Below are 13786 nucleotides of genomic sequence, written 5' to 3'. Positions count from 1 at the left end.
TGAGCGCGCTCTCACGCCGCGAAGGCCTGCAGATCGTACGAATACCTGCAGATCGCACGCGCGTCCGGTCACGGTACCGGCCCAGCAGCCGGGCCCGACTGCGCCGGCGGTCAGCGTCCGGCGTTGGCCTTCAGCCAGAGGTACGAGTCGACCTTCGTGACCCCGTCGATCCGGATCTCGAAGTGCAGGTGCGGTCCGGTCGACATGCCCGTGCTGCCGACGAGTCCGAGGAGCTGACCGACCTTCACCGGGTCGCCCTCCTTCACCGCGGCGGTGCCGTGCTGCATGTGGGCGTAGACGCTCGAGACCAGCTCGCCGTCGATCTCGTGGTCGACGATCACGTGCACGCCCAGGGAGCCCTCGCCATCGATCACGGTGCGCACGACTCCGTCGGCGATCGCCTGGATCGGCGAGCCGTTGCCGGGGTTGAAGTCCGTGCCGCCGTGGTTCACCGAGCAGCCCGCGCAGTTGCGGTAGCCGAAGCGGTCTCCCACCGGCACTCCGACGGCGAAGGGCCACTGGATCGACGCGTTCTGGTCGTTCGTGAAGCCGGCGTCGGAGGTGCGGACGATGGCCGCGACGTCGGTCTGCGTCTTGCGCTCCTGGACCCCGAAGCCGTCGCGCGCGACGGTCTCGGCGCCGACGGCCCCGGCGACGAAGGACTGCGAGCCCTCGCGCCGGTCGACCCCCGGAGCGAGCACACCGGTCAGGTTCTGCGCCTGGACGTCCTCGGCGGTGAGGAGGGAGGTCGCCGGCAGCGAGGTCGCGGCGACGATGGCGGCGACGAAGGACAGGGCGACGAGCCCGCCGACGCGGGTGCGCGGCGCGGGTCGGAGGGGGGTCACCCGGGGAGCCGGTACAGGAGCGGGAGCGCGGGTCGCAGCGGCACGCGCCCGGGCGACCCGGCGCTCGGCGTCGAGCAGGTCGGTGGCGACCGGAGCGGCGGTGTCGGACTCGGCGGCCACCTCGGCCGCGAGGGCCTGAGCCCGCTCGCGCTCGCGCAGCTCGCGTCGGGAGAGCGGTGGGGTCGATTCGCCGGGGGTCGATGCGGACGCAGCGGGGGAGGGCGAATCGGGGCTCACGAAATCGGGATCTTCCGTCGGGGACAGGCGGGCGAGGCGCACTCCGTCAGGGGCCGGGCGGCGTCTCGGGTCTTCGCGACGACATCCTGTGCGAATGTCACGAATTCATAAAGGATACCCACGGAAGGCGGAATCCAACCAGAGCGGTCGGTGCAGAGGCACGATCCGAGCGTCGAACGCCGCTGCGAGCACTGCTCCGTTGCGTGCCCATTCGCACGCATGCATCGACTCCGCGCTCGGATCGCACTCGGAGAGCGCTCACACCTCGTCGGCGCGCAAGCGGCGGAGCAGAGGCTCGAGCTCGCCGAACAACGGGTCCGGCGCCGCGATCAGCAGATCGGAACTCGCCGGACGGCCCTCGAAGCCCTCCACGCGCACCCCCGCCTCCTGGGCGATCAGCACGCCCGCCGCCTGGTCCCACGGGTTCAGCCCCCGCTCGAAGTAGGCGTTCAGCTGACCCGACGCGACGGCGCACAGATCCAGCGCCGCCGAGCCGATCCGGCGGATGTCGCGCACCGAGCCCAGCAGCTCCTGCACCACCGCGCCCTGGCGCATCCTCCGCGCGGAGTCGTAGCCGAAGCCCGTGCCGACCAGCGCCAGCGAGAGCGAGGCCGGCGCGACGGCGCGCAGCACGGCTCCGTCCCGCGAGGCGCCGCCGCCCAGGGAGGCCGCGTACACCTCCCCGGTCGACCCGTTCACCACGGCGCCGGCGAGCGCCGTCCAGGTCCGCGGATCCGGCTCACCCTCGACGACCGCGATGCTGACCGCGTAGGACGGGATGCCGTAGAGGTAGTTGACGGTGCCGTCGATCGGATCGACGACCCAGGTGAGCCCGCTGGTGCCGCCTCCGCTCCCCGACTCCTCCCCCAGGAAGCCGTCGTCGGGACGCGCCTCCTCGAGACGTCGCCGGATCAGCTGCTCGACCTCGCGGTCGGCTGCCGTGACCACGTCCTCGGGCGACGACTTGGACGCCGCGATCTCGACGCCGTCCTCCCGCCGCTGTCGGGCGAGGTGCGCCGCCTCGACGGCGATCGAGCGGGCGATGGCGAGGAGGGAGGCGTGGGCACTCATGGTCCCAGCCTAGGGACCGCGCCATCATGGAGGCATGAGCATCCCGATCGCGATCACTGGAGCCACCGGAGCCGTGGGCGGGCGCGTCGCACGCGAGCTCGCCGCGGCCGGCCTCCCCCTCCGCCTGCTGGTCCGCGATCCCTCCCGCGCCCCCGAGCTGCCGGGCGCCGAGGTGGTGCGCGCGACCTTCGCCGAGCCCGGCGCCTCGCTCGAGGGCGTGAGCCTGCTGCTGATGGTCTCGGCGTCCGAGAACGAGCACCGCCTGGCGGAGCACCGCTCGCTCGTCGCTGCGGCCGCGGAAGCGGGCGTCGAGCACGTGGTCTACACCTCGTTCGCCGGAGCGGCGCACGACGCCGCGTTCACCCTCGCGCGGGATCACGCCGCGACGGAGGACGCGCTCCGCGACTCCGGCACGGGATGGACCTTCCTGCGCGACAACCTGTACCTCGACTTCCTGCCGGACATGCTCGGCGCGGACGGCGTGATCCGCGGGCCGGCCGGCACGGGACGTGCGGCGGTGGTCGCCCGCGAGGACGTGGCTCGCACGGCCGCGGCGATCCTCCGCTCCCCCGACGAGCACCGAGGTGCGGTCTACGAGCTCACGGGGCCCGAGGCGCTGACCCTCGACGAGGTGGCCTCGACGCTCAGCGCCGCCGGGCGTCCGGCCGTGTTCGTCGACGAGACGCTCGAGGAGGCCTACGCCTCCCGGCGGCGCTGGAACGCCCCCGACTGGCAGGTCGACGCCTGGGTGAGCACCTACACCGCGATCGCCGCGGGGCAGCTCGAGCACGTCTCGGACGATGTGGAGCGCCTCACCGGGCGCCCGCCGCTGTCGCTGGCCGGGTTCCTGGCCCGCGAGCAGCGATGAAGCGGGGCACCAACCTCCCGGCGCTCGGCGGCTACAACCAGGCGCTGGTGCTCGAGCTCATCCGCCGGGCGCCCGCCGGGATCAGCCGGATCGAGCTCGCCGCGCAGACCGGCCTCTCGGCGCAGACGCTCTCGAACGTCGCCCGCCGACTCCTCCAGGACGGGCTGGTGCGCGAGGCGGGCAAGTCCGGCTCCGGCCCCGGCAAGCCGCGCACGATCCTGCAGCTGGAGCCCGACGCGCGTTTCGCGATCGGGCTGCACATCGACCCCACCGTCACCACCTGCGTGGTGCTGGACCTCGAGGGCCGCACCGTCGCCCACGCCCGCACGCGCACGCCGCGCGGCATCCGCCCCGAGGAGACGATCGCTCGCCTCAGCGCCTCCGTCGCCGCGATCATCGAGACCTCGGGCGTCGATCGCGAGAGGGTCCTCGGAGTCGGCATCGCCTTCCCGGGACCGCTCGACGCCGAGCAGGGCCGGATCTTCGACCCGCCGCTGCTCGAGGAGTGGCACGACGTGCCGCTGGGCGAGTCGCTGTCGGCCTCGACCGGCCTCCCCGTGCACGTCGAGAAGGACGTGACGGCGGCCATGGTCGCCGAGACCTGGATCTCGACGCACGACGTGGGCGCGAACGGCCTGCTCTTCTACTACGGCACCGGAGTCGGTGCCGGCCTGGTCGTCGAGGGCGCCGTGGTCCGCGGGGCGAGCAGCAACGCGGGCGACATCGGGCACCTCATCGTCGATCCGGACGGGCCGCTGTGCCGCTGCGGGCGGCGCGGCTGCCTCGGCGACTCCATCGCCCCGAGCGCGCTCGTCGCCGAGGCGGTCGAGCGCGGGATCCTGCCCCCGCTCCGTGACGGTCTCGATCCGAGCTCCGTCGACGCCGGCTTCAGCCGCCTGCTCGAGCAGGCGGACGCCGGAGACGCGGACGCGGCGTCGATCGTCGGTGTCGCGGCGCAGCGGATCGCCCGCGGGGTACTCGGGATCACCGGCCTGCTCGACCTCGACCACGTGATCTTCGGCGGACCCTTCTGGGAGCGGGCGGCCGGCGCGATCCTCCCCGTCGTCGCCACGGCGCTCGCCGAGGACCCCGCCTCGATGCTGACTCACCGCGTCCAGTTGCGCAGCTCGCGGCTGGGCGAGGACATCGCGGCGATCGGCGCCGCCTGCGTGGTGCTGGACCGCGCGATGACGCCCGCGACGGCGTCGCTCCTCATCGAGACCTGATCGTCATCATCGCCCGGCTCTCCACCGGGCCGTCGCTCTTGACAGAGTTATTCAATACGTTTTATAAATAGCCCGGAGGCCGGTGGGACACCCTGCCCGGTCCCTGGAGCAGACCCGCACGCGCGGGCGCTCCGACCCTCGCCCCTCCCCCGGGGGCGGGGGTCGTCCGGTCGCAGCCGCGACCCTGAAGCAAAGGAGCTTTCATGTCCCGTCGAGTCGCGGTCGCCGCCGCTGCACTCACCGTCGTGATGGGCCTCACGGCCTGCTCGGCGTCGACCCCTTCCGCCGGAGGCGAGGAGCCGAAGTCCATCAAGGTGGCGTACCAGACCACCGCCACCTTCGCCCAGATGCAGACGCTGATGGAGGATGCGAAGGAGCAGTACGAGGCCGCCCACGAGGGAGTCACGATCGAGCTGGTCCCGATCCAGGGCGAGGGCCCGGACTACTACACGAAGCTCGCACTGATGAACAAGTCGGCGGCCACCGCCCCCGACGTGCAGTACGAGGACACCTTCAAGATCCAGTCCGACGCCGCCGCCGGCTACCTCCTCCCGCTGGACGACCGCCTCGCCGAGTGGGAGGACTGGTCGCAGTTCGCCGACGGAGCGAAGCAGGCCGGCCTGGGCCCGGACGGCAAGACCTACGGCGTCTCGCTCGGCACCGACACCCGCGGCCTCTGGTACAACACCGAGCTCTTCGAGCAGGCCGGCATCGCGACCCCCTGGGCGCCCGCTACCTGGCAGGACGTGCTCGACGCGGCCGAGACCATCAAGAGCGAGCTGCCCGACGTGATCCCGCTGAACGTCTACTCCGGCAAGGCCGCCGGCGAGGCCGCCTCGATGCAGGGCCTCGAGATGCTGCTCTACGGCACCGAGGACACCCTCTACGACACCGACTCGAAGAAGTGGATCGTGGGCAGCCAGGGCTTCCGCGACTCCCTCTCCTTCATCGGCGACGTGTACCAGGACGGCCTCGGCCCGACCCCGCAGCAGGCGCTCGACCCCAACATCTTCACCAACGTGACGGCGGAGTGGCTGCCCTCCAGCACCCTCGCGATCGCGCTCGACGGCTCCTGGCAGTCCGGCGCCTGGATCGAGGGCGGCTCGAGCCCCTGGCCCGAGTGGGACTCGACCCTCGCCCTCGCACCCATGCCGACGCAGTTCGGCGACGCCCCGGGCTCCACCAGCATGTCCGGCGGCTGGACCCTGGCCATCGGAGCGAACACGAAGGCGCCCGACCTGGCCTTCGACTTCCTCACCACGGCCCTGAACAAGGACAACTCGCAGTCGTACGCGATCTCGAACTCGCAGATCGCGGTCCGCGCCGACGTCGCCGAGGACCCCGAGTACACCGCCGCGAACCCGTCGTTCGAGTTCTTCTCGAGCCTGGTGCCGAACACGCACTTCCGCCCGGCCACCGAGGACTACGGCCAGATCTCGAACGCGATCACCGTGGCGATGGAGTCCGTGATGACCGGGCAGCAGAGCGTCGAGGAGGCCGCGGCCGCCTACGACGAGGCCGTCGAGGGCGTCGTCGGAGCCGACGGCGTGACGGAAGCCGAGTAGCGTGACCCCCTCCCTCCGCGCGCCCGTGCGGCCGGTCGACGTCCAGGAGCTCCCGGGCTCCCGGCCGCCGGCCGGCGAGGGAGCGAGGACGGCGGCGCTGCACCGCCGCCGCTCGCTCCTGCGCACCCTGCCCCTGGGTCCCGCCACGCTGATCCTCGCGATCTTCCTGCTCGGGCCGATCCTCGTCTCGTTCTGGGGATCCTTCACCGACTCCTCCCTCTCGGGCAGCACCGCCGCGGCGAACTCGTTCGTCGGCTTCGACAACTACGTCGCCCTCTTCCAGGACCCGGACTTCCCCAACGCCGTGATCCTCACGGTCGTGTTCGTGCTCGGCTCGGCCGTGATCGGGCAGAACGTGCTCGGCCTGGGTCTCGCCCTGCTGATGCGGGCCTCCGGGCCGATCGTCCGCAGCATCGTCGGCACGATCGTCGTGACCGCGTGGGTCCTGCCCGAGATCGTGGCGGCGTTCGCCTCCTACGCGTTCTTCCGCGACGAGGGCACCGCCAACTCGATCCTCGCCCTGCTCGGGATCAGCGGCCCGAGCTGGCTCTACGTGTTCCCGATGGTCACGGTGATCGTGGCGAACATCTGGCGCGGCACCGCGTTCTCGATGCTCGTCTACTCCGCCGCCCTGGCCGACGTGCCGCCGGAGATCACCGAGGCGGCCGAGATGGACGGAGCGAGCGGAGCGAAGCGCCTGTTCTTCGTCACCGTCCCGATGATCCGCCGCACCATCGCCACCAACGCCATGATCACGACGCTGCAGACCCTCTCGGTCTTCACTCTCGTCTACGTCATGACCGGCGGCGGACCCGGCACCTCGGCGACGACCCTGCCGCTGCTCGCCTACCAGGAGGCGTTCAAGTTCGGCCAGATCGGGTTCGGCACCGCGATCGCCACCATCATGCTGCTCGTCGGCGGCATCTTCTCCGTGTTCTACGTGCGCGCGCTGCGCTCGGAAGTGGACTGACCATGTCGATCTCGATGTCCGCCCCCTCGCACCGCGTGATGCGCACGCTCTCGAACAGCGTGCTGCTGATCATCGGCGCATGCTTCGCCCTGCCGCTGCTGTGGCTGGTGCTCGCCTCCGTCGACGCGAATCCGACCCTCTCGGTCCGGCTGCCCACGGTCTTCACCCTCGAGAACTTCCGCAGCGTCCTCACCCCCGAGCTGACCTTCGGACCGCTGGGCAACAGCGTGCTGCTCTCGGGCGGCGCGGCGCTGCTCACCGTCGTGCTGGGCCTGCTCGCCGCCTACCCGCTCTCGCGGTACCGGATGCGGATCACGAAGCCGTTCCTCTACGGGATCCTCTTCGGCACCTGCCTCCCGATCACCGCGATGATGGTGCCCGTCTACAGCCTGTTCGTGCAGCTCAACCTGATCGACTCGCTGATGGGGACCGTGTTCTTCCTCACCGCCTCGTCGCTGCCGATCGCTATCTGGATGCTGAAGAACTTCATGGACTCGGTGCCGATCAGCCTCGAGGAGGCCGCGTGGATGGACGGGGCGTCATCCATGACGACGCTCGTCCGCATCGTCATCCCGCTGATGCGCCCCGGGATCGCGGTGGTCTTCATCTTCACCTTCGTCCAGGCCTGGGGGAACTTCTTCGTCCCCTTCGTGCTGCTGCTCAGCCCCGACAAGCAGCCCGCCGCGGTCAGCATCTTCAACTTCTTCGGCGCGAACGGAGCGGTCGCCTACGGCCAGCTCGCCGCCTACTCCCTCGTCTACTCGCTGCCGGTCCTGGCGCTCTACGTGCTCGTCCAGCGCGGTCTCGGCGGCGCCTCGGCGCTGGCCGGCGCCGTCAAGGGCTGAGCCCGAGCCCGGCCGACCGCACCCTCCGGAAGGAATCCTCCTCATGCACGACCGCCGCCTGCTCGTCGAAGAGCGCGTCGACCGCTTCGTCCGCGAGCGCCTGTTGCCCGCCGTCCACCGCGCCACCGCTCCGCTGGACCTCCTCGCCTGGCAGGTGCCCGGCGAACCGGTGCCCTTCGCCGAGGCCGCCTCGGCCGAGTACGCTCCGTTCTCGGCCGGAACCGCCTGGGGCCGACCCTGGTCGACGCTCTGGCTCAAGGTATCGGGCTCCGTGCCCGCCGAGTGGCTCGTCGACGGAGCGCTGCCCGAGGGCGTGCGACCCGAGCTGGTCGTGGACCTCGGCTTCGACGGCGGCCAGTCGGGCTTCCAATCCGAAGCGCTCGTCTGGCGCCCGGACGGCGTGATCGTGAAGGCGATCTCGCCCTACAACAGCGCCGCGGCCGGAGCGGTCGACGCGGACGGCCGCGTCGACGTGCTGATCGAGGCCGCGGCGAACCCGGACGTCGGCAGCGACTGGAGCTTCCGCCCCACTGCAGTGGGCGACCTCGCGACGGCGGGCGACGCTCCGCAGTACGTTCTGCGCCGCGTCGACGTCGCGCTGCTCGACGTGACCGTCTGGGAGCTGCTGCAGGACGTGCGCGTGCTGCGCGGCCTCGTGGGCGAGCTGTCGGTCGGCTCGCCCCGCCGCGCCGAGGTGCTCGCCGCGCTCGAGCGGATGACCGACGCCGTCGACCCGTCGGACGTCGCCGGCAGCGCCGCAGCCGGCCGCCGCGCCCTCGAGGACGTGCTCGCGAGCCCCGCCGTCCCCAGCGCCCACCACCTGCACGCCGTCGGCCACGCGCACATCGACTCCGCCTGGCTCTGGCCCGTGCGCGAGACGATCCGCAAGTGCGCGCGCACCTTCTCGAACGTGATCGCCCTGATGGACGAGCACCCCGACTTCGTCTTCGCCTGCTCGTCGGCGCAGCAGTTCGCCTGGATGAAGCAGCACTACCCGGAGCTGTTCGCGCGGATCCGCGAGAAGGTCGCCGCCGGTCAGTTCGTGCCGGTGGGCGGGATGTGGGTCGAGTCCGACACGAACCTGCCGGGCGGCGAGGCGATGGCCCGGCAGTTCGTCGCGGGCAAGCAGTTCTTCCTCGAGGAGTTCGGCGTGGAGTGCGAGGAGGTCTGGCTGCCGGACTCGTTCGGCTACTCCGGCGCCCTCCCCCAGATCGCGCGCGCCGCAGGAGCCCGCTGGTTCCTCACGCAGAAGATCTCGTGGAACGAGACCAACACGATGCCGCACCACACCTTCGACTGGGAGGGCATCGACGGCACGCGGATCTTCACCCACTTCCCGCCGGTCGACAAGTACAACTCCGACCTCGTGGCGTCCGACCTCGCCCACGCCGAGCGGAACTTCGCCGACCACGGCCGCAGCACCGCCTCCCTCCTCCCCTACGGCTACGGCGACGGCGGGGGCGGGCCGACCCGCGAGATGGTCGCGACGGTCGCGCGCACGACCTCTCTCGAGGGCTCGCCGCGCGTCGAGCACTCCTCGCCCCGGGCCTTCTTCGAGGCCGCCGAGGCCGAGTACCCGCAGCCCGAGGTCTGGAGCGGCGAGCTCTACCTGGAGTCGCACCGCGGCGTCTACACGAGTCAGCTGCGCACCAAGCAGGGCAACCGCCGCAGCGAGCACCTCCTCCGCGAGGCCGAGCTGTGGGCGAGCACCGCGACTGTGCGCACGGGAGCCGAGTACCCCGCCGCCGAGCTGCGCGAACTCTGGCAGCTCGTGCTGCTGCAGCAGTTCCACGACATCCTCCCGGGCTCGTCCATCGCGTGGGTGCACCAGGACGCCGAACGCAACTACGCGGCGATCGCGATGCGGCTGGAGGGCGTGATCGCCGAGGCGCTCCGGGCACTGGCGGGGACGGGTGAGCACCTGCTCCGCGTCAACGCCGCTCCGCATGCGCGTGCCGGCGTCGAGGCGCTCGGTGCGTCGTCCTCCGCCATGGCGCCCTCGTGCCTCCGGGTGCAGGAGCTGGACGGAGGGTTCGTGCTCGAGAACGAGCGGATCCGCGTCCGCGTCGACTCCGACGGCCTGCTGGCCGAGCTGGTCGACCTCGCGTCGGGCCGTGACGCGGTGCCCCCGGGCGAGCGCGCCGGCGTCTTCCAGCTGCACCGCGACACCCCGAACAAGTGGGACGCCTGGGACATCGACCACCACTACCGCCACCACGTCACCGACCTGATCGCCGCCGACAGCGTGCGCCTGGGCGACGACGGGGTCTCGGTGATCGTCGAGCGCTCCTTCTCGTCCTCCCGCCTTGTCGAGACGATCACCCTCGAGGCCGGCTCGGCCGAGCTCGGGCTCACGGTCGACATCGACTGGCAGGAGAGCCAGAAGCTCCTCAAGCTCGCGTTCCCGGTCGACGTGCACGCGGACCGGTTCGCCTCCGAGATCCAGTTCGGGCACATCGAGCGGCCGACGCACGCCAACACCTCGTGGGACGCGGCCCGCTACGAGACCAGCGCGCACCGCTGGATCCGCGTGGGCGAGGGCGCGTACGGCGTCGCGATCACGAACGACTCGACGTACGGCTACGACGTCACCCGGCAGCCCCGCCACGGTGGCGGCAGCACCACCGTCGCGCGGCTCTCGCTGCTGCGCTCGGCGGTGTTCCCGGACCCGCAGCAGGACCGCGGGCAGCACCGCCTCCGCGTCGGCGTCGTCGTCGGGGCCACGACCCAGGACGCGGTGACCGCCGGCTACCGGATCAACCTGCCCGAGCGCCGCGTCGAAGGCGCGGCGGAGTCGGAACTGGCGCCGCTCGTCGCGCTCTCGTCCCCTGCTGCGGTCGTCGAGGCGGTCAAACTCGCCGAGGACGGCAGCGGTGACGTGATCGTGCGGCTCTACGAGGCGCTGGGCCTGCGGTCGACGACCGAGCTGACCGCCGACTTCGCTGTGTCGGCGGTGGTGGCGACCGACCTGCTCGAGCGCCCGCTCGAGGACGACGCGACGATCTCCTCCGTCACCGAATCCGGCGCGACCCTGTCGCTCCGCCCGTTCCAGCTGGTGACGCTGCGCCTGCGGCGCTGAACGAGCGGGCTCCGGAGAAGGGGCCCGCGACGCGGGAACGCCCCGGTCACCTGCTGGTGACCGGGGCGTTCTGCGGAGTGCGTGGCGAGTGAGGGATTCGAACCCCCGAAGGCTACGCCGTCTGATTTACAGTCAGATCCCTTTGGCCGCTAGGGTAACTCGCCGTGGCGCACCCGACCGGGAATCGTGCTCTCGACCGAAGGCGCTGGACAAATATACCCGCGGGGCCCGACGATCGGAAATCGGCGCCTCACTCCGCCGCCGCGGCGTAGCGGGACGCCGCCTCGGCCACCTTGCCCGCGTAGCTCGTCGCCGGGTTGTAGGCCGCGATCGCCGCGCGCCAGCCCGACTCCGTCGACAGGTCCCCGCCGGCCTCGCAGAGGTAGCGGGCCGCGGTCACGGCCTGCTGGTCGACGTTCTGCGGATCCCAGCCGCTGGAGGCCCACCGCATCCACGTCGCCGGGATGATCTGGAGCGGACCCATCGCGCGGTCCACCTCCGGATCGCCGTCCAGCGCCCCTCCGTCGTTGTCCTCGACCCGGTCGAACTCGGTGCCGTCGAGGCGCGGGCCGTAGATCGGCTCCGCGGCACGGCCGTCCTCGCCGAGCGCGCTGCCGAAGATGGTGCCGTGCCGGCTCTCGACGTAGCCGATGCCGGCGAGCGTCGCCCAGTCGAGGCGGCAGTCCGGATCGACGGAGGAGGTGAGGAGCGCGGCTCCCGCATACGCGGTCAGCGCCCGCTCCGGGATCCCGCTCCCCTCGGCGGTGCCGGACAGCCACTCCGGGCTGGTCAGGAAGCGCACGGGAGTCGCGGCCGTCGCGTCCGAGTCCTCGAGCAGAGCGGGATCGAGTGCCGCGGGAGTCGGCGCGGTGGGCGGGACCGTCACCACTCCCCCCTCGTACTCGATCGTCGACGTGGTGGCGGCGCTGCATCCCGCGAGCAGCGCGCCGACGAGCGGCAGCAGGAGCAGGGCGGGGAGACGGCGCATCCTCCAGTGGTACCAGGACAGCCTCCGCGGACGCCCCGCACCGCCCGGGAGTCCGCGACGCCCGGAAGCTAAACTCGGAGCCATGGCAGATTCAACGTTCGACGTCGTCAGCAAGGTCGACAAGATGGAGGCGGACAACGCCCTGAACCAGGCCCACAAGGAGGTCGAGCAGCGCTACGACTTCAAGAACATCGGCGCCTCGATCGCGTGGAGCGGCGAGAAGATCCTGATCAAGGCCAACACGGAGGAGCGCGCGAACGCGATCCTCGACGTCTTCCAGTCGAAGCTGATCAAGCGCGGCATCAGCCTCAAGAGCCTCGACGCCGGCGAGCCCTTCGCCTCGGGCAAGGAGTACCGGATCGAGGCCACCCTGAAGGACGGCATCGACCAGGAGCACGCGAAGAAGATCAACAAGCTGATCCGCGACGAGGCCCCCAAGTCGGTGAAGTCGCAGATCCAGGGCGACGAGCTGCGCGTCTCGTCCAAGAGCCGCGACGACCTGCAGGCGACGATGTCGCTGCTCCGGGGCGCCGACCTCGATCTCGATCTCCAGTTCGTCAACTTCCGCTGAGGCGTGCTGAGCACAGGAGCACGCGCATGAGTGTCGGCATCGACGAGCCCGACCGTCGGGGCCGCATCGGCCTCGACCAGGAGGGCTACGACCTCACCGGCAACCCGGACGTGGTGGTGAAGCGGGTCACCCTGCTCTCGAGCCACTGGTACGTGCTGCGCACGACCGAGTTCGAGTACCGCCACCGCGACGGCCGGGTGACCACCGAGCACCGCGAGACGTACGACCGCGGCAACGGGGCGGCCGTGCTGCTCTACGACCTCGAGGCGCGGACGGTCGTGCTCGTGCGGCAGTTCCGCTACCCCACCTACGTCAACGGCAACCTCGACGGCATGCTGCTCGAGGTGCCCGCCGGGCTGCTCGACGAGGACGGACCCGAGGAGGGCGCGCGCCGCGAGGCCTCGGAGGAGACCGGACTCGAGGTCGGCCGCCTCGAGCACGTCTTCGACTCCTACATGAGCCCCGGCTCGATCACCGAGATGCTGCACTTCTACGCGGGGCGGTACCGCGCAGGCTCCCGCGAGGGCGCCTTCGCGGGCCTCGCCGACGAGGGCGAGGACACCGAGGTCGTCGAGCTGTCGTTCGACGAGGCCCTGACGCAGATCGGCGTGCAGATCGTCGACGCGAAGACGATCATGCTGCTCCAGTGGGCGGCGCTGCGCGGCCCGTTCGCCCGCTGATCGGGCGGTCGGCCGGGAGGTAGCCTCGCGCCCACCGCTCGATCTCGGCGTACGCCCGGGCTCGGATGCGCGGGGCCGACAGCACGACGTCGTGCACCGCGCCGTCGATCCGGGCGATCGTGATCGTCGTTCCGAGCGTGGCGGCCCGCTCGCCGATCGAGCGCACGTCGAGCGCCACGTCGGCCGAGCGCATCTCGTCGCTCCACCACGGCAGCAGCACGCTGCGGGAGGAGAGCAGGGTGAGCACCGGCATCCGCAGGTTCAGGCCCCGCTCGACGCGGCGGTGCCCCGCGAGCACGGCCGTCAACCAGGCCGGGCTGACGGGGAAGCCGCGCTCCGGACGCCAGGCCGGGTCGTACTCCCACTCGCCCTCGAGCGTCGCCGACACTGTGCGCGAGTAGAAGCCCTGGTCGATCACCGGCAGCGTGCCGTGCGGAGCGACGCGGGCGCGCAGCATCATCCACGGCGCGAGCATCTGCCTCCCGACCGCCCGCGCCTGGAACTCGAGCCAGGGGCTGTTGAGCACGAGCGCGGTGAGCTCCTCGGGGTGCCGCGCGGCCCAGAGGCTGAGGGTGAGGCCGCCGGTCGAGTGGCCCATCAGCACGAGTCGCCGGCCGCGGTGACCGTGCTCCCCCATCGCCGACCGCGCTGCCGCGATGTCCTCGTCGTAGACGGCGAGATCGGAGGCGAACCCGGGGGTCTGGTGCGGGCGCAGGCTGCGGCCGTACTTGCGCAGATCGAGCGCGAAGAAGCGGGCCCCGAGCCCGTGCCAGAACTCGGCCAGCCCCGTCTGGAAGAAGTAGTCGCTCCAGCCGTGGACGTAGAGCACGTCGATGCCGGA

General features: G+C 71.5%; 12 protein-coding genes and 1 tRNA gene. 8 read left to right on the top strand and 5 right to left on the bottom strand.

Annotated features, from left to right (window positions below; translation table 11 throughout):
- Positions 1-110: 110 nt before the first annotated feature.
- Together LRG51_RS19600 and LRG51_RS14985 are read right to left on the bottom strand one after the other, a co-directional pair.
- Positions 111-1082: a M23 family metallopeptidase gene (locus LRG51_RS19600; RefSeq protein ID WP_329958741.1), complete on the bottom strand. Its 972-nt coding sequence runs from the start codon at positions 1080-1082 to the stop codon at positions 111-113.
- Between the two features lie 258 nt (positions 1083-1340).
- Positions 1341-2153 carry an inositol monophosphatase family protein gene (locus LRG51_RS14985; protein WP_230673428.1) on the bottom strand — a complete coding sequence of 271 codons (813 nt, stop codon included), beginning with the start codon at positions 2151-2153 and terminating at the stop codon, positions 1341-1343.
- A gap of 34 nt (positions 2154-2187) precedes the next feature.
- Between LRG51_RS14985 and LRG51_RS14980 the strand changes: the two genes are divergently transcribed.
- From LRG51_RS14980 to LRG51_RS14955, 6 genes are all read left to right on the top strand, one after another.
- A complete protein-coding gene (locus LRG51_RS14980) occupies positions 2188-3021 on the top strand; it encodes an SDR family oxidoreductase (RefSeq protein ID WP_230673426.1) in 834 nt (277 codons plus the stop codon).
- A complete protein-coding gene (locus LRG51_RS14975; RefSeq protein WP_230673424.1) occupies positions 3018-4247 on the top strand; it encodes an ROK family transcriptional regulator in 1230 nt (409 codons plus the stop codon). The genes LRG51_RS14980 and LRG51_RS14975 overlap by 4 nt, the downstream gene beginning before the upstream one ends.
- 203 nt (positions 4248-4450) lie before the next feature.
- Positions 4451-5812, top strand: coding sequence for an extracellular solute-binding protein (locus tag LRG51_RS14970; protein ID WP_230673422.1), 1362 nt, complete (start codon positions 4451-4453; stop codon positions 5810-5812).
- A 1-nt stretch (position 5813) separates the two neighbouring features.
- Positions 5814-6782 (top strand): carbohydrate ABC transporter permease, encoded by a 969-nt coding sequence (locus LRG51_RS14965; RefSeq protein ID WP_442966669.1) that lies wholly within the window; start codon positions 5814-5816, stop codon positions 6780-6782.
- 2 nt (positions 6783-6784) lie between these two features.
- A complete protein-coding gene (locus tag LRG51_RS14960; protein ID WP_230673420.1) occupies positions 6785-7627 on the top strand; it encodes a carbohydrate ABC transporter permease in 843 nt (280 codons plus the stop codon).
- 43 nt (positions 7628-7670) lie between these two features.
- Positions 7671-10706: an alpha-mannosidase gene (locus tag LRG51_RS14955; protein WP_230673418.1), complete on the top strand. Its 3036-nt coding sequence runs from the start codon at positions 7671-7673 to the stop codon at positions 10704-10706.
- A gap of 82 nt (positions 10707-10788) precedes the next feature.
- Here the strand turns inward: LRG51_RS14955 and LRG51_RS14950 are convergent.
- Both LRG51_RS14950 and LRG51_RS14945 read right to left on the bottom strand, forming a co-directional pair.
- Positions 10789-10870 (bottom strand) — tRNA-Tyr (locus tag LRG51_RS14950).
- An 86-nt stretch (positions 10871-10956) separates the two neighbouring features.
- Positions 10957-11694 (bottom strand): hypothetical protein, encoded by a 738-nt coding sequence (locus tag LRG51_RS14945; RefSeq protein WP_055790534.1) that lies wholly within the window; start codon positions 11692-11694, stop codon positions 10957-10959.
- 82 nt (positions 11695-11776) lie between these two features.
- Between LRG51_RS14945 and LRG51_RS14940 the strand changes: the two genes are divergently transcribed.
- Together LRG51_RS14940 and LRG51_RS14935 are read left to right on the top strand one after the other, a co-directional pair.
- Positions 11777-12265, top strand: a complete 489-nt coding sequence (locus LRG51_RS14940; RefSeq protein WP_230673416.1) for a YajQ family cyclic di-GMP-binding protein — start codon at positions 11777-11779, stop codon at positions 12263-12265.
- A gap of 26 nt (positions 12266-12291) precedes the next feature.
- Complete coding sequence (locus LRG51_RS14935; RefSeq protein ID WP_230673415.1) at positions 12292-12945, top strand: NUDIX domain-containing protein; 654 nt, start codon at positions 12292-12294, stop codon at positions 12943-12945.
- On the opposite strand, the gene LRG51_RS14930 is transcribed toward LRG51_RS14935, so the two are convergent.
- Positions 12899-13774 (bottom strand): alpha/beta hydrolase, encoded by an 876-nt coding sequence (locus LRG51_RS14930; protein WP_329958740.1) that lies wholly within the window; start codon positions 13772-13774, stop codon positions 12899-12901. The two genes, LRG51_RS14935 and LRG51_RS14930, sit on opposite strands and share 47 nt — an antisense overlap.
- Positions 13775-13786 lie beyond the last annotated feature (12 nt).

The sequence above is a fragment of the Rathayibacter sp. Leaf248 genome (assembly GCF_920939495.1).
Classification (GTDB): domain Bacteria; phylum Actinomycetota; class Actinomycetes; order Actinomycetales; family Microbacteriaceae; genus Rathayibacter; species Rathayibacter caricis.
This window is presented reverse-complemented; position numbering and strand designations above follow the sequence as displayed.

Coding starts and splice junctions, on each gene's coding strand:
- LRG51_RS14985 (WP_230673428.1), bottom strand. CDS start 2,153: ATGAGTGCCCACGCCTCCCTCCTCGCCATCGCCCGCTCGATCGCCGTC.
- LRG51_RS14980 (WP_230673426.1), top strand. CDS start 2,188: ATGAGCATCCCGATCGCGATCACTGGAGCCACCGGAGCCGTGGGCGGG.
- LRG51_RS14975 (WP_230673424.1), top strand. CDS start 3,018: ATGAAGCGGGGCACCAACCTCCCGGCGCTCGGCGGCTACAACCAGGCG.
- LRG51_RS14970 (WP_230673422.1), top strand. CDS start 4,451: ATGTCCCGTCGAGTCGCGGTCGCCGCCGCTGCACTCACCGTCGTGATG.
- LRG51_RS14960 (WP_230673420.1), top strand. CDS start 6,785: ATGTCGATCTCGATGTCCGCCCCCTCGCACCGCGTGATGCGCACGCTC.
- LRG51_RS14955 (WP_230673418.1), top strand. CDS start 7,671: ATGCACGACCGCCGCCTGCTCGTCGAAGAGCGCGTCGACCGCTTCGTC.
- LRG51_RS14945 (WP_055790534.1), bottom strand. CDS start 11,694: ATGCGCCGTCTCCCCGCCCTGCTCCTGCTGCCGCTCGTCGGCGCGCTG.
- LRG51_RS14940 (WP_230673416.1), top strand. CDS start 11,777: ATGGCAGATTCAACGTTCGACGTCGTCAGCAAGGTCGACAAGATGGAG.
- LRG51_RS14935 (WP_230673415.1), top strand. CDS start 12,292: ATGAGTGTCGGCATCGACGAGCCCGACCGTCGGGGCCGCATCGGCCTC.